Source organism: Nocardioides dokdonensis FR1436, from assembly GCF_001653335.1.
GTDB lineage: Bacteria > Actinomycetota > Actinomycetes > Propionibacteriales > Nocardioidaceae > Nocardioides > Nocardioides dokdonensis.
Map to the genome: position 1 here is coordinate 3,815,845 of NZ_CP015079.1, position 16,909 is coordinate 3,832,753.

A 16,909-nucleotide genomic window follows, 5' to 3' on the forward strand; every position below is an offset into this window, starting at 1 on the left:
ACGCTATCGGCCACGCCATAGGTTGGCGCCATGTCCTCCGCACCTCAGCACCCGTCCGTGACCCCTCCTGTCGCCGAGCGGCGCCCCACCGAGCGCGAGTTCCACGGCCGCACCCGGCACGACGACTACGAGTGGCTGCGCGAGAAGGACTCCCCCGAGGTCCGGGCCCACCTCGAGGCGGAGAACGCGTGGACCGAGGCCCGCACCGCGCACCTCTCCGACCTGCGCACGAGGATCTTCGAGGAGATCAAGGCCCGTACCCGCGAGACCGACCTGTCGGTGCCGGTGCGCAACCGGGACCACTGGTACTACGGGCGCTCCTTCGAGGGCCGCGAGTACGGCGCCACCTGCCGGGTGCCGGTCGCCGGCCCCGACGACTGGACGCCGCCGACCCCCGCCGAGGACTGCGCGCCCGACCAGCCCGCCCTGCCCGGCGAGGAGGTGCTGCTCGACCTCGACGCGCTCGCCGAGGGCCACGAGTTCTTCTCCCTCGGCGGCGCGAGCATCAGCCCCGACGCCACCCGGCTGGCCTACAGCGTCGACGTGGTCGGCGACGAGCGCTACACCGCGCGCGTCAAGGACCTCGCCACCGGCGACCTGCTGCCCGACGTGCTCGAGGGCGTCATCCACGGCACCACCTGGGACCGTGACGGCGAGAACCTCTACTACGCCACCGTCGACGAGGCCTGGCGCGCCGACAAGATCTGGCGGCACCGCCTCGGCACGGCGCAGTCGGAGGACGAGCTGGTCCACCACGAGACGGACGGCCGCTTCTTCGTCGGGATCGGCCGGTCGCGCTCCGACCGGTTCCTGGTGCTGGTCGCGGGCAGCAAGACCACCACGGAGTACCGCTTCCTCGACGCCGACGACCCCGCGGCGGGCTGGCAGGTCTTCGCGGAGCGGGTCGAGGGCGTCGAGTATTCCCTCGACCACGCCGTCATCGCCGGCGAGGACCGCTTCCTGGTGCTGCACAACGCCACCGGCCCCGACTTCGAGCTGGCCACCGCCCCGCTGGCCCCGACCCCGGCAGCGGGCTGGGAGGCGATGATCGCGCACGACCCCGCCGTACGGCTCGAGGACGTCGACGCCTTCGCCGGGCACCTCGTGGTGCACCAGCGCAGCGAGGGCCTGACCCAGCTGCGCATCATCGAGCTCGGTCCCGACGGCGTCGGCGACGACTACCTGGTCCCCTTCGACGCCGAGGTGTACACCGTCGGCGCCGGGGGCAACCCGACCTTCGACCAGCCGGTGGTGCGCCTGGGCTTCACCTCGATGGCCGTCCCGTCGTCGGTCTACGACTACGACGTGCGCAGCCGGGGGCTCACCCTGCTGCGTCGCACGCCGGTGCTCGGCGGCTACGACCCGGCCGACTACGAGGAGCACCGGCTGTGGGCCACCGCGGATGACGGCGCGCAGGTGCCGATCTCCGTCGTGTGCCGTCGCGGCTCGCGCGAGGACGACGGCGGCGGCACCCGCCCGGTGCCGACGCTGCTCTACGGGTACGGCTCCTACGAGGCCTCCATCGACCCCTACTTCTCGGTCGCCCGGCTCTCGCTGCTCGACCGGGGCGCCGCCTTCGCGATCGCCCACGTGCGCGGCGGCGGCGAGATGGGCCGCCGGTGGTACGACGAGGGCAAGATGACCACGAAGCAGAACACCTTCTCCGACTTCATCGCCTGCGCCCGCCACCTGGTCGACACCGGCTGGTCGAGTCCGCGCACCCTGGTCGCCGAGGGCGGCAGCGCCGGCGGGATGCTGATGGGCGCGGTGGCCAACCAGGCCCCGGAGCTGTTCACCGGCATCGTCGCGGCGGTCCCGTTCGTCGACGCCCTCACCACCATGCTCGACGCCACCCTGCCGCTGACGGTCACCGAGTACGACGAGTGGGGCAACCCCGAGGCGGACCCCGAGGTCTACGACTACATGGCCTCGTACGCGCCGTACGACAACGTCACGGAGCAGGACTACCCGGCGATCCTGGCCGAGACCTCCCTCAACGACACGCGGGTGCTCTACGTCGAGCCCGCCAAGTGGGTCGCCAAGCTGCGCGCCACCGCCCCCGACCACCGTCCCGACGTGCTGCTGCGCACGGAGATGTCGGCCGGGCACGGCGGTGTCTCGGGCCGCTACAAGGCCTGGCACGACCGGGCCTTCGCGCTGGCCTGGATGCTGGACCGGATGGGGCTGGCCGACGCCTGACCCCTGATCCCTCGCCCTCTTCTCCCCCTGCGGGGTGAGAGCCATCCGATCGCTGCGGGGCACCGAACAAGCAGTGAGAGGTGTGGCCCTGAGAAGTCGCTGAGAGTTGGCTCGTCATGCAACTCCGGGGGCGGGCCACACGTCCTTGATGGTGAAGGCTCCGCGGTGGAACGGGAATCTCCGGCCACCCCAGGAGCGTTGGACACGACGTGGGAGCACGAGAGCGACCACGTGCCGAAGGAGGGGTTTCATGGCCACCAGCACCGCCACCCGCACGGCTGCTCGCACCGTCACGGCCAGCACCGGTCGTGAGATCGAGGGCCGCGACAGCGTCGGGCTCTACCTGGACGAGATCGCCCGCAACCCGCTGCTCGACGCGGCCGCGGAGGTGGACCTGTCCCAGACCATCGAGGCGGGCCTCTACGCCGAGGCCCTGCTGAAGGAGGGTCGCGTGGGGCGCCGCAAGGGCGGAGCCCCCGGCCGCGCCAGCGAGGAGGAGCTCGAGTGGCTCGCCGAGCAGGGGCGCCAGGCCGTCGACACCTTCATCACCGCCAACCTGCGCCTCGTCGTGTCCATCGCGCGCAAGTACGGCCGCGCCCAGATGCCGATGCTGGACCTGATCCAGGAGGGCAACACCGGCCTGATCCGGGCGGTCGAGAAGTTCGACTACACCAAGGGCTACAAGTTCTCCACCTACGCGACCTGGTGGGTGCGCCAGGCGATCACCCGTGGCATCGCCCAGCAGGCCCGCGTCGTGCGGCTGCCGGTGCACGTGGTCGAGGAGCTCAACCAGGTCGGCGGCGCCCGTCGGACCCTGGAGCGCCAGCTGGGTCGCGACCCGGAGCCCGGCGAGATCGCGCTGGAGCTCGGCATGGACGTCGACCGCGTCCTCGACCTGCTGGCGTGGGGTCGCGAGCACGTCTCGCTCGACACCCCCGTCGACGAGGACGGCGACACCTCGCTGGGCGACCTGATGGCGCAGGAGACCTCGCCGGGTCCCGACCTGAGCGTCATCGACGTCGAGTCGCGCGACCGGCTGAACGCCCTGGTCTGCCACCTGGACGACCGGGCCGCCGACATCATCCGTTCGCGCTACGGCCTCAGCGACGGACGCCAGCACAAGCTGGCCGACATCGGCGCCAAGCACGGCATCTCCGCCGAGCGGGTGCGCCAGCTCGAGCGGGAGGCGCTGCAGAAGCTGCGTCGCTTCGCCGACCCGGACCTGGCTGCCTGAGCGGGCAACCTCCGGGCAGGACCCTCAGGGGGCGGCGTACGCCGCGACCTCCAGCGCCTGGGCGGCCTCGGCCGCCCGGGCGCTGATGTCGTCCGGGACCTGCAGCCCGCCCGCCACCCGGGCCTGCCACATCTGCAGCGCCACGACCCGCGCGGCGGCCTCCTCGATCCGCTCGGGGCTGACCTCGCCGGAGGCGATCGCCTTCGTGACGTGCGCGTGGGTGCGCCGGGTGTCCGCGGGCATCAGCAGCAGGTCGGCGCCGGCGACGAGCGCCTTCACGGCCAGGCCGGGGATGCCGGCGACCGCACCCATGCCCAGGGAGTCGGTGATGGCTACGCCCTCGAAGCCGACCTCGTCGCGCAGGTGGTCGTAGACCTCGGGGGCGATGCTGGACGGCGTGCCCGGGGCGAGGGCCTCGACGTCGAGGTGCCCGATCATCACCGAGGGCGCGCCCGCCTTGGTGGCGGCGCGGAACGGCATCAGGTCGCGCTTCTCCAGCTCCTCGATCGGGGCGTCGAGACCAGGAAGCGTCAGGTGGCTGTCGGCGGTGGCGCCGCCGTGGCCGGGGTAGTGCTTCGTGGTCGACACCGTCCCGGAGCGGTCGAAGCCGTCGACGGCCGCAGCGGTCGCCTTGGCGGCCAGGCGCGGATCGGTCGAGGGCGACCGGCTGCCGATGGTCGGGTCGGCAGCGCCGATGGTGACGTCGGCGACCGGGGCGTAGACCCAGGTGAAGCCGAGGTCGCGCAGCTCCAGACCGGTCGTGTACGCCGCGTCCCGCACGGCCACCTTGCCGGAGCGGCCGCCGCCGTCGACGGCCCGGCCGGCTGTCTGGAACGCGGGGAACTCGGTGGCGATGCCCCGCAGGTGGGAGACGGTGCCGCCCTCCTGGTCGACGCCGATCACGGCCGGGAAGTCGCGTCCGCTGTCGGCCACTGCGGCGGAGACGGCTGCGGTGGTGGCCCGCACCTGGGCCTCGTCGACCACGTTGTCGCCGGTCACGCAGACGCCGGAGAGGTGCAGGTCGGAGACGAGCTGCGCGGGCACTGCGGGGTCGGTGCCTGCGTAGCGGCCGACGATGACCTGGCCGGCGAGCTCCTCGGGGCTCATCTCGGCGACGAGCTCGCGGGCCTCGGCGAGCTCACCCTCGGTCGGGCCCCAGGAGGTGGGCTCGTCGGGGTCGACCGGTTCCGCGGGCGCGACCGGCTCGGCGGGCGCGTCCTCCTGGTCGGGGGTCGCGCTGGCGGCGGGGCTCGCGGGACCGGTGTCGTCGTCGTCGCCGGCGGCGGTGCAGCCGCTGAGCGCCAGGCCGAGCGTCACGGCTGCCACGGCGAGGCGTGCGGGGCGCCTCATGCGCTCGCACCCAGCTCGTCGTGGACGGCCTGGACGCGCTCGCGGAGCTCGTCGAGCGTGCCGGTGTTCTCGATGACGTGGGTGGCGATCGCGAGGCGCTGCTCGCGCGTGGCCTGGGCGGCGATGCGGGAGTCGGCGTCCTCCCGGGTCCAGCCGCGCTGCTGCAGCATCCGCTCGACCTGGGTCTCGGCGGGCACGTCGACGACCAGCACGGCGTCGAAGCCGTCGGCCCGGCCGGACTCGGCCAGCAGCGGGATGTCGTGCACGACCAGCGCCCCCGCGGGCGCCGACGCCTCCAGTGCGGCGTACCGCTCGAAGACCAGCGGGTGCACGATCGCCTCGAGGCGCTTGCGGGCCGCGTCGTCGCCGAAGACCAGGCGACCCATCGCGGGCCGGTCGAGGTCACCCTCGGGTGTCAGCAGCTGGTCACCGAACTCCTCGACGACCGCGGCCAGTCCCGGGGTGCCCTGCTCGACCACCTCGCGGGCCAGGGCGTCCGCGTCGATGACGACGGCCCCCAGCTCGGCCAGCATCGCGGCCACCGTGCTCTTGCCCGAGGCCACGCCCCCCGTGAGTCCCACTCGCATGGGCGTCACGGTAGTCGGGAGCCCACCCTCGGCCGCATCGGCATCGGCCTCGCCGTGGGACGATGACGCCAGGACGACACCCACCAGGTCAGGACGCGACATGACGACGACCGCCAGCACCACGACCACGATCAGCGCCCCTCCCGAGCACGTCTGGGCGCTGCTGACCGACGCCGACTGGTGGAACAGGGCGGACAACGGCGTCGTCGACGTCAGCGGCACGATCCGCGAGGGCCAGAAGATCAAGCTGGTCTCGGAGCTCGACCCCAAGCGCGGCTTCGCGCTGAGGGTGGCCGAGGTGCAGGCGCCCCGGCACATGGTGTGGACGGGCGGCATGCCGCTGGGGCTCTTCACCGGACGGCGTACCTTCACCCTCGAGCCCGCGGGTGACGCCGCCTGCACCTTCACCATGGCCGAGGCCTTCAGCGGCCTGCTCGCGCCGCTGATCCTCCGGTCGATGCCGGACTTCCAGGCCTCGTTCGACCAGTTCGCGTCCGCGCTGAAGACAGACAGCGAGGCCTGACCCCCGACCCGGCGCAGATGTCTCCGCGACCCGGCCCGGATGTTCACGTGAGTCGGCGCAGATGTCCCGGTCGCGCAGCGGTCTCGACCTGAGGGGCCATCTGCGCCGGGTCGGCGAGACATCTAGGCCGGGTCGGCGAGACATCTGGGCCGGGTCGGCGAGACATCTGGGCCGGGTCGCGGTCACCTACGATCGGGCCATGCATCCCACGCTGCCCGAGGGCTCCCGGGTCGCCCTGCTGGTGCCCGGCTCGCTGCTGCTGCTCGAGGCCGTGATGGCGCTGCTGGCGCACGGGGTCTTCCCGGTGCCGCTGGACCCGCGACTCACGGCCTACGAGCGTGAGCGCATCCTGGCTGATGTCGAGCCCACCCTCGTGGTCGAGGGCGAGCGGGAGCTGGCCGCCCTCCTCGACCGGACGCGACCCGACGGGCCGATGAGCGGCTGGACGCCCCGGGCACGACCGATGCACGTCACCAGCGGGACCACCGGCACGCCGAAGGGTGTCTGCAGCGGGCTCCTCTCCCCCGCCGCGTCCGCCACGCTCGTCGACGAGGAGCGCGATCTGTGGGGCTTCGCCGCCACCGACGTCAACCTCGTCCTCAGCCCGCTCCACCACTCGGCGCCGCTGCGGTTCGCGATGGGCACCGTGCTGGCCGGCGGTCGCGTGGTGGTCCCCGGCCCCTTCGACCCCGACCGGATCACGCGCGCCATCGAGACCGAGTGCCCGACCACCATGTTCTGCGTCCCGACCCACCTGCAGCGCCTCTTCGCGCACTGGGACGAGGTCGGCACCCCCGACCTCAGCCGCTTCCGCCTCGTGGCGCACGCGGGCGCGCCCTGCCCGGTCGCCACGAAGCAGCGTCTGGTCGAGACGTTCCCACCAGGCAGCACCTGGGAGTTCTACGGCTCCACCGAGGGCCAGTTCACCGCCTGCCGGAGCGAGGAGTGGCTCGAGCACCCCGGCACCGTCGGCCGGGCCCGCCCCGGGCGCACGCTGCACCTCGACGACGACGGCACCATCTGGTGCACCGTGCCGCCGCACGCCCGCTTCGAGTACCACGGCGCGCCGGACAAGACCGCCGCCGCCTGGCGCGAGTCCCCCGACGGACCGGCGTTCAGCGTCGGTGACGTGGGCCGGCTCGACCCCGAGGGCTACCTCTACCTCGACGGCCGGCGCACCGATCTGATCATCAGCGGCGGCGTCAACGTCTACCCCCTCGAGGTCGAGCACGCGCTGCGTGAGCTCGAGGGCGTCGACGACGTCGCCGTCTACGCCGTTCCCGACCCCGACTGGGGCCAGCGCGTCTGTGCCGCCGTCGTCGGCACCGCCACCGCCGGGCAGCTCGACGCCTGGGCGCGCGAGCGGCTCGCTCCCCCCAAGCGACCCAAGACCTGGACCACCGTGTCCGACCTGCCTCGCACGGCGACGGGCAAGGTGCTGCGCGCCGCGCTGGCGCCTCACCACCAGGGGTGAGGCTGCTGCACCCCCCTCGGGTGTGAGGTGGTCGGACCAGTCTCGGGAGGCTTCATGACCAGCACGGACCAGGACATCCCCCAGCGCGGCACGGACGCCGCCGACGGCCCGGGCCGCTCGGCGCGGCACACCTGGGGCGTGCGGGCGCTCGGGGTGGTGCTGGCCGCCGCCGTGTACGTCGCGCTCGGTGGCGCCGAGCTCTCCCAGGACGGCCGGGTGGTCGCCGCCGTGGGCGCCCTGATGGCCGCGTGGTGGATGACCGAGGCGCTCCCCCTGGCCGCGACCGCACTGCTGCCGATCGCGCTGCTCCCTGCACTCACCGACGCCCTGGGCATCGCCGACGCCACGGCGCCGTACGCCGATCCCATCGTGTTCCTCTTCCTCGGCGGCTTCCTCATCGCGATCGCCATGCAGAAGTGGAACCTGCACCGCCGGATCGCGCTCCTGACCCTGCGCCGCGTCGGGACCCACCCGCGTCGGATCATCCTGGGGATGATGATCGCCACGGCGTTCTTGTCGATGTGGGTCTCGAACACCGCCACCACCTTGATGATGCTCCCGATCGCGCTCTCGGTCCTCGCGCTCGTCGTGGAGAACAGCGCGGGCAGCAACCAGAGCACCGACGCGGCCGAGCTCACCGAGCGGCTCGGGGGCCGGGAGACGATGAGCGACGTGATCGACGACGTCGACGTCCGGCTCTTCGGTGTCGCCCTGCTGCTGTCGGTCGCCTGGTCGGCCTCCATCGGCGGGCTCGGGACCCTGCTCGGCTCTCCGCCGAACGCCATCGTGGCCGGCTACCTGGCCAGCGAGCTCGACCGCGACATCGGCTTCGCCGAGTGGATGATGCTCGGCCTGCCCCTGGTCGTGGTGTTCCTGGCTCTCGCCTGGCTGCTCATCACCCGGGTGATCTTCCGCTTCCGACTCGAGTCCATCCCCGGTGGCGCCGAGCTCATCGACACCCAGATCGCCGAGCTGGGTGCGCCGAGCCGGGGCGAGAAGGTGGTCCTGGCGGTCTTCGCCACCGCCGCGTTCTTCTGGGTGGTGCCCGGCGTGCTGGCCAGCATCGGGGACCTGGGTGACCGGGCGCCCTGGCTGGGCGGCTTCGACGACACCGTCATCGCCATCACCGCCGGCCTGGTCATGTTCCTGATCCCCGGCGACGAGCGGGGGCGGATGACCCTGGAGTGGCACGACGCCGAGAAGGGCCTGCCCTGGGGCGTGCTGCTGCTCTTCGGCGGCGGCCTGAGCCTGGCCTCCGCGGTCGCCGGCACCGGACTGGACGCGTGGTTCGGCGAGCAGGTCGGCGCCCTGGGAGCGCTGCCGATCGTCCTGCTGCTGGCCGCCGTGGTCGCGCTGGTGCTGATGCTGACCGAGGTCACCAGCAACACCGCCACCGCCGCCACCTTCATCCCGGTGCTCGGCGGGGTCGCCGGCGGACTGGGCGTCGACCCCGTCACCCTGCTGATCCCGGCCGCCCTGGCCGCGACCTGCGCGTTCATGCTCCCGGTGGGGACCCCGCCCAACGCGATCGTCTTCGGCACCGGCGCCGTGCGCATCGCCGACATGGCGCGCGGAGGTGCGGTCCTCAACGTGGTCGGCGTCGTGCTGATCACGATGTTCACGGTCCTGATCGGGCCGTTCGCGCTCGACCTGGTGCTCTAGCCGAGGCTCAGCAGGCGAACTGCCGCCGGTAGCGCTGCGGGCTGACGCCCCGCACCCGGGTGAAGTGCTGGCGCAGGGTCGCGGCGTTGCCGAAGCCCACCCGGACCGCGACCTGCTCGACCGACAGGCTGCTGCGCTCCAGCAGCTCCTCCGCTGCCGCGACCCGGTGGTGCGTCACCCAGCTGTGCGGGGTCGTGCCGGTCTCCTCCCGGAAGCGCCGGGCGAAGGTGCGCGGCGAGAGCATGCTGCGTCGGGCCAGCGCCTCGACGCCCAGGTCCTCCTCGAGGTGGGAGACGATCCAGGTGAGCAGCGGCCCGAGGGTCGCGGCGTCACAGTCGGGCACGGCCCGGGCGATGAACTGCGCCTGTCCACCGTCCCGCTGCGGGGGGACGACGATGCGCCGGGCGGTCGTCGCCGCGACCCTGGCCCCGAACTGCTGGCGCATGAGGTGCAGGGACGCGTCGATGCCGGCCGCGGCCCCCGCGCCGGTGAGCACGTTCCCGGCCTGGACGTACAGGACGTCGGGGCGCACCCGCACCCGCGGGTACAGCCGCGCCAGCTGGTCGGTGTGGCGCCAGTGGGTGGTGGCCTCGTGACCGTCCAGGACGCCGGCGGCCGCCAGCTCGAAGGCTCCGGTGCAGTGCGCGTAGATCAGCGCCCCCCGGTCGTGGGCGGCCCGGGCCACCTCGAGCACCGCGTCCTCGTGGGTCGCGAAGTCCTGCTTCGGCGCGAAGCACACGAGGTCGGCGTCCGCGGCGGCCTCGAGACCGTGGTCGACGTGCAGGTCGAACCCCGACCGCCCTCGTACGCGGCCGGGGCGCGGGGTGCAGACCCGGAAGTCGAAGACCGGGGCGTCGTCCTCGGGGTGGTACGGCTCGCCCCACACCTCGACGAGGGTGCCCAGCCCGAAGGGCTCGACCCCGTCCTGCACCACCACTGCCACGCTCTGCACCCTCCGAGGATGCCACGAGCTTGGCAGGAAATCGATGCACCCTGGCAAACCCGCCACTGGTGGCAGCATCACGTCAAGCGCAGGATTGCTGCCATGAGCCCACTACTCTTCTTCCTCCTCCTGGTCCTGCTGGTCACGGGCGTCGCCCTGGCGCTCCTCGAGGTCATCGATGCCGACGACCCCTTCTTCCACACCGACTACCGGCCACCGAGCAGCCACCCGGACGACCCCTTCTCACGTCCGGGGGCGTGGTACCACTGACACCGGACGGCGCACCCGCGGACGCAACGAGGGCCCGGTCACCTGTCGGTGACCGGGCCCTCGGTTGTCAGGTCAGCGTGACGCCGACCGGCGATGCGTCAGCGGATCAGCTGGCGCCGCCGGTGAGCTTCTCGCGCAGCGCCTGCAGGGCCTCGTCGGAGGCCAGCGAACCGCCCTCAGCGGACTCGGTGGGCTCGCCGGACTCGTCCTCGACGCTGCTGCTGCCGCTGCCGCTGGAGTACGAGGTGGCCTCGCCGGCCTCGTTCTCAGCGACCTTGGCCTCGGCCTGCTGCTTGACGTGGGCCTCCCAGCGAGCGTGCGCCTTGGCGTACTGCTCCTCCCAGACGGCGCGCTGGTCGTCGAAGCCCTCGAGCCACTCGCCGGTCTCGGAGTCGAAGCCCTCCGGGTAGACGTAGTTGCCCTGGTCGTCGTACGTGGCGGTCATGCCGTACAGGGTCGGGTCGAACTCCTCGACGTCCGAGGCGGCCGCGGTCTCGTTCGCCTGCTTGAGCGAGAGCGAGATCCGGCGACGCTCGAGGTCGATGTCGATGATCTTGACCATGACGTCGTCGTTGACCTGGACGACCTGCTCGGGGATCTCGACGTGGCGCTCGGCCAGCTCGGAGATGTGCACCAGGCCCTCGATGCCCTCCTCGACACGGACGAACGAGCCGAAGGGCACCAGCTTGGTCACCTTGCCGGGCACGATCTGACCGATCTGGTGGGTCCGGGCGAAGTGCTGCCAGGGGTCCTCCTGCGTCGCCTTGAGCGACAGCGAGACACGCTCGCGGTCCATGTCGACGTCGAGCACCTCGACGGTGACCTCGTCGCCCACGGCCACGACCTCGGACGGGTGGTCGATGTGCTTCCAGGACAGCTCCGACACGTGCACGAGCCCGTCGACGCCACCGAGGTCCACGAAGGCACCGAAGTTGACGATCGAGGACACGACACCCTTGCGGATCTGGCCCTTCTGCAGCTGGGTGAGGAAGCCGTGGCGGACCTCGGACTGGGTCTGCTCGAGCCAGGCGCGACGCGACAGGACCACGTTGTTGCGGTTCTTGTCGAGCTCGATGATCTTCGCCTCGAGCGTCTGACCGACGTAGGGCTGCAGGTCGCGGACACGACGCATCTCCACCAGCGAGGCGGGCAGGAAGCCGCGCAGGCCGATGTCGAGGATGAGGCCGCCCTTGACGACCTCGATGACGGTGCCCTCGACGACGCCGTCCTCCTCCTTGACCTGCTCGATGGTGCCCCAGGCGCGCTCGTACTGGGCGCGCTTCTTGGACAGGATCAGTCGGCCTTCCTTGTCCTCCTTCTGGAGGACGAGGGCCTCGACCTTGTCGCCGACGGCGACGACCTCGTTGGGGTCGACGTCGTGCTTGATCGACAGCTCGCGCGAGGGGATGACGCCCTCGGTCTTGTAGCCGATGTCCAGCAGGACCTCGTCGCGGTCGACCTTGACGATCGTGCCCTCGACGATGTCACCGTCGTTGAAGTACTTGATGGTCGCGTCGATCGCGGCCAGGAAGTCCTCCTCCGACCCGATGTCGTTGATGGCGATCTGAGGCGCGTCGTAGTCAGGAAGAAAGGAGATGGTGCTCGTCATAAGGGAAGTGGAACCTTCACGTGGTCAGGAATCGGGCGGAGCACCAGGAGTCCTCTTCCCCCTGAGGACCCGAGCCGGCACCGGCATCCGGTGCGGTCGTGTCGACCCCGACCGTGCAGGTCGGGGCGAGGGTCGAGCCAGGTCCGCTCCGTTGGGACGCAGGCAGACTCCAGGCGCTGTACCAGCGTACGACGCCCCTCCTGCACCCGTCCAACTCGCAGGCGCGCCCCAGTGGTCTGGACCAGCGCCCGAGTGGCGCATACCGGAAGTATCCTCGGGTACGGATCCATCTCGAGCGGACTCCGCCAGCGCCCCACCCAGGTGCCCGACGGGCCGTCGAAGCCGCAGGTCCGACCCCGTCTTGCTCCCTCCACCCCGGGTCAGGTCCTCGTCAGGTGCTGCGGCATGCCCCGCCATCCCCCCGAAGGAACCACCATGACGTCATCGCACCGGGCGCGCCTGCGCCCCCTCACGTTCGGGGTCGCACTGTCGACCGCGGCCCTCTACTCCCTGACCACCCTCCCCGCGGCCTCCGCGGCCCCCACCGGTCCCCTGCCCGTCCCCACCACGGCCACGTCCTCGGCGAGCGGCGAGGTGGCCCACGTCACCGCGCTCAAGGTGCCGCTGGCCGGCATCTCCGCTCTCGACGCCGGCGTCGCCCAGGTCACCGGCACGGTCAACGCGTCCGCCCCGCGCGCCGTCGCGGACGCCCGCAACATCGACGGCTCGCTGCTCACCGCCCTCCCCCTCGGTGGGCTGGACGCGGTGCTCGCCGACGCCCACCAGGAGGCGCCGCCCACCCACCTCGACCCGACGACCGACGGGCTCATCCCGGCCGATACCCTGGGCCCGTTGGGCATCGGCGTCTCCAACGCCTCCGCCCACGCACGCTTCCTGGCCTCCGGCACCTGCCTGCCCGCGACCGTCCCCCTGACCACGTCCACCGTCTCCACCGCCGACGTCGACCTGCTCGGCATCGTGCAGCTGCCCGGTGTCGCCAGCACCAGCCAGTCGACCCGCCTGGTGGACAACGGCCGGGCCCAGGGCGGCCGCACCGTCCGCAGCCGCGTCGTCGGCAGCACCGTCGACCTCTCCATCGGCGGCCAGGAGGTCGTCAAGGTGCTCACCGCCCCCGAGCTCGTCGTGGAGAGCGACGGCACCGCGGCCGGCACCAAGGCGGCGTACACCGCACCGCTCATCTCGATCGGCGGGCAGGTCGTCGACCTCGCCAGCAACTCCCAGAGGCTCCCGGCGGAGGCGGGCATGCTCATCGAGCTCTCCGCCGGCGAGCTCACCGTCACCGAGCAGAGCCCCACGAAGATCGCCGCCGAGGTCGCCGCCCTGCACCTGAAGGTGACCCTCGGTGGCCTCATCGACGTGGCCGAGATCGACCTCTTCCCCATGGCGGCCACCGCCACCGCGCCCAGCGGTGGCGTCACGTGCGGCACCTCCCCGGACACCGACGGCGACGGGCTGACCGACGACGTCGAGGCGGTCATCGGCACCGACCCCACCAAGCCCGACACCGACGGCGACGGGGTCCGCGACGGCCAGGAGGACGCCGACGAGGACGGCATCACGAACCTGGAGGAGGTCACCGGCTCGGAGAACGACGCCTACGGCAACGAGCCCACCGACCCCACCGACGCCGACTCCGACGACGACGGCCTGACCGACGGCCAGGAGATCGACCAGACCGGCACGAACCCCAACAAGGCCGACACCGACGGTGACGGCACCAGCGACTTCGACGAGGACGCCGACTCCGACGGGCTCACCAACGGCCAGGAGGTCACCGGCTCCGAGAACGACGCCCACGGCAACGAGCCCACCGACCCCACCGACGCCGACTCCGACGACGACGGCCTGACCGACGGCCAGGAGACCAGCGGCTCGACGAACGGCGCCTACGGCAACGAGCCCACGGACCCCAACGACGCCGACACCGACGACGGCGGGTCCACGGACGGCGAGGAGACCGGTGCCACCCCGGCCACCGACCCCAACGACGCCTCGGACGACACCGTCGACCCCGCGGGCGACGCGGACGGCGACGGCATCACCAACGGCGAGGAGATCTCCGGCTCGGAGAACGACGCCTACGGCAACGAGCCCACCGACCCCACCGACGCCGACTCCGACGACGACGGCCTGACCGACGGCCAGGAGATCGACCAGACCGGCACGAACCCCAACAAGGCCGACACCGACGGTGACGGCACCAGCGACTTCGACGAGGACGCCGACTCCGACGGGCTCACCAACGGCCAGGAGGTCACCGGCTCCGAGAACGACGCTCACGGCAACGAGCCCACCGACCCCGCTGACGCGGACTCCGACGACGGTGGTGTCGACGACGGCACCGAGGTCGAGGCCGGCACCGACCCCAACGACGCCGGCGACGACCGGGGCGACTCCACCCTCGACACCGACAAGGACGGCCTCACCGACGTCGAGGAGGCGCTGATCGGCACCGACCCGCGCAACCCCGACACGGACGGCGACAAGCTCCTCGACGGCGCCGAGGTCAACACCCACGACACGGACCCGCTGGACCCCGACACCGACGACGACGGGCTCGACGACGGTGACGAGGTGCGCGTCCACTACACCGACCCGCTGGACCCCGACACCGACAACGACGGGCTCAAGGACGGCCGCGAGGTGCACGAGACCAAGGCCGACCCGTTGAAGAAGGACACCGACGGCGACGGCCTCAGCGACGGGCGCGAGGTCAAGAAGTTCAAGACCAAGCCGCACAAGAAGGACACCGACAAGGACGGGCTCAACGACCGCGTGGAGGTCAAGGGCAGCGCCAACAAGCGCTACGACAAGTGCCCGACGAACCCGCGGAAGAAGGACACCGACAAGGACGGCCTGACCGACAAGCAGGAGATCAAGAAGTACAAGACGAACCCCTGCGACAAGGACACCGACAACGGCGGCGCCAACGACGGCAAGGAGGTCGCTGCCGGCAGTGACCCCCTCGACCCGAGCAGCACGCCGAACTACCCGCGCGGCACCGCCGCGCGAGGGGTGACCGGCTAGCACCGGTCCCCTCCACCAGACCGCACCATGGCGGGGCGGGACGGGCACGTGGCGCACAGCGCCACGTGCCCGTTTGGCGTTCTCGGGCCGGCCTCAGGCCTCGGTCGCGTGCAGGTCCCCGGTGGCCAGCACCGCCCGCAGCCGCCCCAGGGCCCGGTCGGCGGGCGGGCTCGAGCCGGCCCGCGACGCCAGCTCGACCAGGGCGAGCAGGTCCGCGGCGCGCGCCAGGTCCAGCGCGTGGGCCACGTCCAGCCCGCGCCGCTCGGCGTACGTCGCGGCGACGGCGTCGTGGAAGGCGGGGCGGCGCTCGAAGCGCAGCAGGTTGCCCAGGTCGGCCGCGGGGTGCCCGGCGTGGGCGAACTCCCAGTCGAGGACCCCGCTGACCGCGGGGCCGCCCTCGCCCCGCTGGAGCAGCAGGTTCTTGGGATTGAGGTCGCCGTGGACCAGGCAGTGCTGCGGCACCTCGTCGAGCAGGTCCTGGGCCTCGCGGGCCAGGGTGCGCAGCGTCGCCTGCTCGTCGGCACGGAGGTCGCGCAGCCGCGAGCCGGTCGCGGCCAGCAGCACCTCCACCAGCTCGAGCATCCCGTCGGCGTCGTACGGCGCCGGGTGCGCGCCGATGCTCAGCGAGGCGTCGACGAACGCACCGCCGCGGGGCAGTGCGGTGCCGGCCAGGGCGACCAGGACCAGCCCGAGCGCCTCCCCCGCCCGGGCAGCCTCGGCCGCGTCGAGGCCGGGCAGCACCAGGTCGCCGCGCTCGCCCGGGAGGAAGCCGGTGACCAGCAGCCCCGGCACGCCCCGACCGGGGTCGGCGCGGCGGACCTCGAGCACCGGCGGGACCCCGGGCACCACGCCGGCTGCGTAGGCCAGCACCGCGGCGTCGACCGCCGGCGCCTCGGGGCCGCGACGACCGGAGTAGATGCGCACCACCGTGCGCTCACCGCCGGCCTCCGCCACGAACGTCTCGCCCGACCAGCCGCCCTCGAGCGGCTCCAGGGAGACGAATCCGGCACCGGCGGTCTGGTCGGGGACGTCCACGTCGTGGATGCTGCCACGTCGCGCCGCCAACGACGGCGCGGGACCGTACCGTTGCCCCATGCCGCTCTCCCCGCCTCCAGCGTCGTCAGGGGCGCAGCCGCCCGTCACGCCGGACTCGCGCGACCACCCTCCGCAGCCGCCGGTGCGCGCCGAACGACGTGCGGTCGGCGAGATCGAGTCCCGTCGGGCCAACGGACCCGACTGGGACCGCTACGCCGACGACTACCAGGCCACGCACGGCGAGTTCCTCGGTGACGTCGGCTTCGTGTGGGGCCCCGAGGGCCTGACCGAGTCCGAGGCGCGGGTGCTGGGCGACCTCGCCGGCCGCGACGTGCTCGAGGTCGGCTCCGGCGCCGGGCAGTGCTCGCGGTGGGTGCGGGCGGCCGGGGGCCGCTCCTACGGCCTCGACCTGTCCCACCGCCAGCTGCAGCACTCCCAGCGCATCGACCACGCCACGGGGGTCACCGTGCCCTCGATGGTCGGGACCGCCACGGCGCTGCCGTTCCGCGACGCCTCCTTCGACGTCGTCTTCAGCTCCTTCGGCGCCCTGCAGTTCGTCGCCGACATCGAGCTGGCCGTCGCCGAGACCGCGCGGGTGCTGCGCCGCGGTGGTCGCTTCGCGTTCTCCATCACCCACCCGACGCGGTGGATGTTCCCCGACGACCCGGACGAGGCGGGGCTGGTGGCCTCGCAGTCCTACTGGGACCGCACGCCGTACGTGGAGGTCGACGAGGCCTCCGGCCAGGTCTCGTACGTCGAGCACCACCGCACGCTCGGTGACTGGGTGGCGCTGCTGGCCGGAGCGGGGTTCACCATCACCCGGCTGCTGGAGCCCGAGTGGCCCGACCACCACGATCGGGTGTGGGGCGGCTGGTCAGGCGTGCGGGGACGGGTGACCCCGGGCACCGCGATCTTCGCGGCCGACCTCCCGTAGGGAGCAACGACGCAGCAGCCCCGCGACCGGTCCGGTCGCGG

Annotated in this window: 13 protein-coding genes; 8 read left to right on the forward strand and 5 right to left on the reverse strand. The window is 72.5% G+C overall.

What is annotated here, in order from left to right:
* Positions 1 to 30: 30 nt before the first annotated feature.
* On the forward strand, positions 31 to 2,199 hold the full coding sequence (locus tag I601_RS18050; protein WP_068112833.1) for a S9 family peptidase: 2,169 nt from the start codon (positions 31 to 33) through the stop codon (positions 2,197 to 2,199).
* 250 nt (positions 2,200 to 2,449) lie between these two features.
* Complete coding sequence (locus I601_RS18055; RefSeq protein WP_068112836.1) at positions 2,450 to 3,433, forward strand: sigma-70 family RNA polymerase sigma factor; 984 nt, start codon at positions 2,450 to 2,452, stop codon at positions 3,431 to 3,433.
* Between the two features lie 24 nt (positions 3,434 to 3,457).
* Here the strand turns inward: I601_RS18055 and I601_RS18060 are convergent, their stop codons facing one another.
* Complete coding sequence (locus I601_RS18060) at positions 3,458 to 4,783, reverse strand: glycoside hydrolase family 3 N-terminal domain-containing protein (RefSeq protein WP_068112839.1); 1,326 nt, start codon at positions 4,781 to 4,783, stop codon at positions 3,458 to 3,460.
* Entirely contained in the window at positions 4,780 to 5,370 is a 591-nt protein-coding gene (gene coaE / locus I601_RS18065) for a dephospho-CoA kinase (protein WP_068115261.1), read from the reverse strand. Before coaE ends, I601_RS18060 begins: the two co-directional genes overlap by 4 nt.
* A gap of 100 nt (positions 5,371 to 5,470) precedes the next feature.
* Here coaE and I601_RS18070 point away from each other — a divergent pair, with 100 nt between their 5' ends.
* The 3 genes from I601_RS18070 (at position 5,471) to I601_RS18080 (ending at position 9,029) form a co-directional block, all read left to right on the forward strand.
* A complete protein-coding gene (locus I601_RS18070; RefSeq protein WP_068112841.1) occupies positions 5,471 to 5,893 on the forward strand; it encodes an SRPBCC domain-containing protein in 423 nt (140 codons plus the stop codon).
* 199 nt (positions 5,894 to 6,092) lie between these two features.
* On the forward strand, positions 6,093 to 7,367 hold the full coding sequence (locus I601_RS18075) for a class I adenylate-forming enzyme family protein (protein WP_068112845.1): 1,275 nt from the start codon (positions 6,093 to 6,095) through the stop codon (positions 7,365 to 7,367).
* Between the two features lie 54 nt (positions 7,368 to 7,421).
* A complete protein-coding gene (locus tag I601_RS18080; protein ID WP_068112853.1) occupies positions 7,422 to 9,029 on the forward strand; it encodes an SLC13 family permease in 1,608 nt (535 codons plus the stop codon).
* Positions 9,030 to 9,036: 7 nt separating this feature from the next.
* On the opposite strand, the gene I601_RS18085 is transcribed toward I601_RS18080, so the two are convergent.
* Entirely contained in the window at positions 9,037 to 9,981 is a 945-nt protein-coding gene (locus tag I601_RS18085; RefSeq protein ID WP_068112855.1) for a GlxA family transcriptional regulator, read from the reverse strand.
* A gap of 93 nt (positions 9,982 to 10,074) precedes the next feature.
* Here I601_RS18085 and I601_RS21240 point away from each other — a divergent pair, with 93 nt between their 5' ends.
* The gene (locus tag I601_RS21240) at positions 10,075 to 10,242 is read left to right on the forward strand and encodes a hypothetical protein (protein WP_157520288.1); all 168 of its coding nucleotides are present in this window, start codon (positions 10,075 to 10,077) and stop codon (positions 10,240 to 10,242) included.
* A 106-nt stretch (positions 10,243 to 10,348) separates the two neighbouring features.
* On the opposite strand, the gene rpsA is transcribed toward I601_RS21240, so the two are convergent.
* Entirely contained in the window at positions 10,349 to 11,851 is a 1,503-nt protein-coding gene (rpsA, locus tag I601_RS18090; RefSeq protein ID WP_068112858.1) for a 30S ribosomal protein S1, read from the reverse strand.
* A 435-nt stretch (positions 11,852 to 12,286) separates the two neighbouring features.
* Between rpsA and I601_RS21900 the strand changes: the two genes are divergently transcribed.
* Positions 12,287 to 14,899 (forward strand): hypothetical protein, encoded by a 2,613-nt coding sequence (locus I601_RS21900; protein ID WP_068112859.1) that lies wholly within the window; start codon positions 12,287 to 12,289, stop codon positions 14,897 to 14,899.
* A 93-nt stretch (positions 14,900 to 14,992) separates the two neighbouring features.
* Here I601_RS21900 and I601_RS18100 read toward each other — a convergent pair whose 3' ends face one another.
* On the reverse strand, positions 14,993 to 15,994 hold the full coding sequence (locus I601_RS18100) for a phosphotransferase family protein (RefSeq protein WP_084527795.1): 1,002 nt from the start codon (positions 15,992 to 15,994) through the stop codon (positions 14,993 to 14,995).
* Here I601_RS18100 and I601_RS18105 point away from each other — a divergent pair.
* Positions 15,993 to 16,868 (forward strand): class I SAM-dependent methyltransferase, encoded by an 876-nt coding sequence (locus I601_RS18105; RefSeq protein ID WP_084527797.1) that lies wholly within the window; start codon positions 15,993 to 15,995, stop codon positions 16,866 to 16,868. The genes I601_RS18100 and I601_RS18105 overlap by 2 nt on opposite strands.
* The last annotated feature ends 41 nt before the right edge of the window (positions 16,869 to 16,909 follow it).

What these genes read in the sequence shown, in the direction of transcription:
- I601_RS18050 (WP_068112833.1), top strand. Translation starts at nt 31, where the DNA reads ATGTCCTCCGCACCTCAGCACCCGTCCGTGACCCCTCCTGTCGCCGAG.
- I601_RS18055 (WP_068112836.1), top strand. Translation starts at nt 2,450, where the DNA reads ATGGCCACCAGCACCGCCACCCGCACGGCTGCTCGCACCGTCACGGCC.
- I601_RS18060 (WP_068112839.1), bottom strand. Translation starts at nt 4,783, where the DNA reads ATGAGGCGCCCCGCACGCCTCGCCGTGGCAGCCGTGACGCTCGGCCTG.
- coaE (WP_068115261.1), bottom strand. Translation starts at nt 5,370, where the DNA reads ATGCGAGTGGGACTCACGGGGGGCGTGGCCTCGGGCAAGAGCACGGTG.
- I601_RS18070 (WP_068112841.1), top strand. Translation starts at nt 5,471, where the DNA reads ATGACGACGACCGCCAGCACCACGACCACGATCAGCGCCCCTCCCGAG.
- I601_RS18075 (WP_068112845.1), top strand. Translation starts at nt 6,093, where the DNA reads ATGCATCCCACGCTGCCCGAGGGCTCCCGGGTCGCCCTGCTGGTGCCC.
- I601_RS18080 (WP_068112853.1), top strand. Translation starts at nt 7,422, where the DNA reads ATGACCAGCACGGACCAGGACATCCCCCAGCGCGGCACGGACGCCGCC.
- I601_RS21240 (WP_157520288.1), top strand. Translation starts at nt 10,075, where the DNA reads ATGAGCCCACTACTCTTCTTCCTCCTCCTGGTCCTGCTGGTCACGGGC.
- rpsA (WP_068112858.1), bottom strand. Translation starts at nt 11,851, where the DNA reads ATGACGAGCACCATCTCCTTTCTTCCTGACTACGACGCGCCTCAGATC.
- I601_RS21900 (WP_068112859.1), top strand. Translation starts at nt 12,287, where the DNA reads ATGACGTCATCGCACCGGGCGCGCCTGCGCCCCCTCACGTTCGGGGTC.
- I601_RS18105 (WP_084527797.1), top strand. Translation starts at nt 15,993, where the DNA reads ATGCCGCTCTCCCCGCCTCCAGCGTCGTCAGGGGCGCAGCCGCCCGTC.
- I601_RS18100 (WP_084527795.1), bottom strand. Translation starts at nt 15,994, where the DNA reads ATGGGGCAACGGTACGGTCCCGCGCCGTCGTTGGCGGCGCGACGTGGC.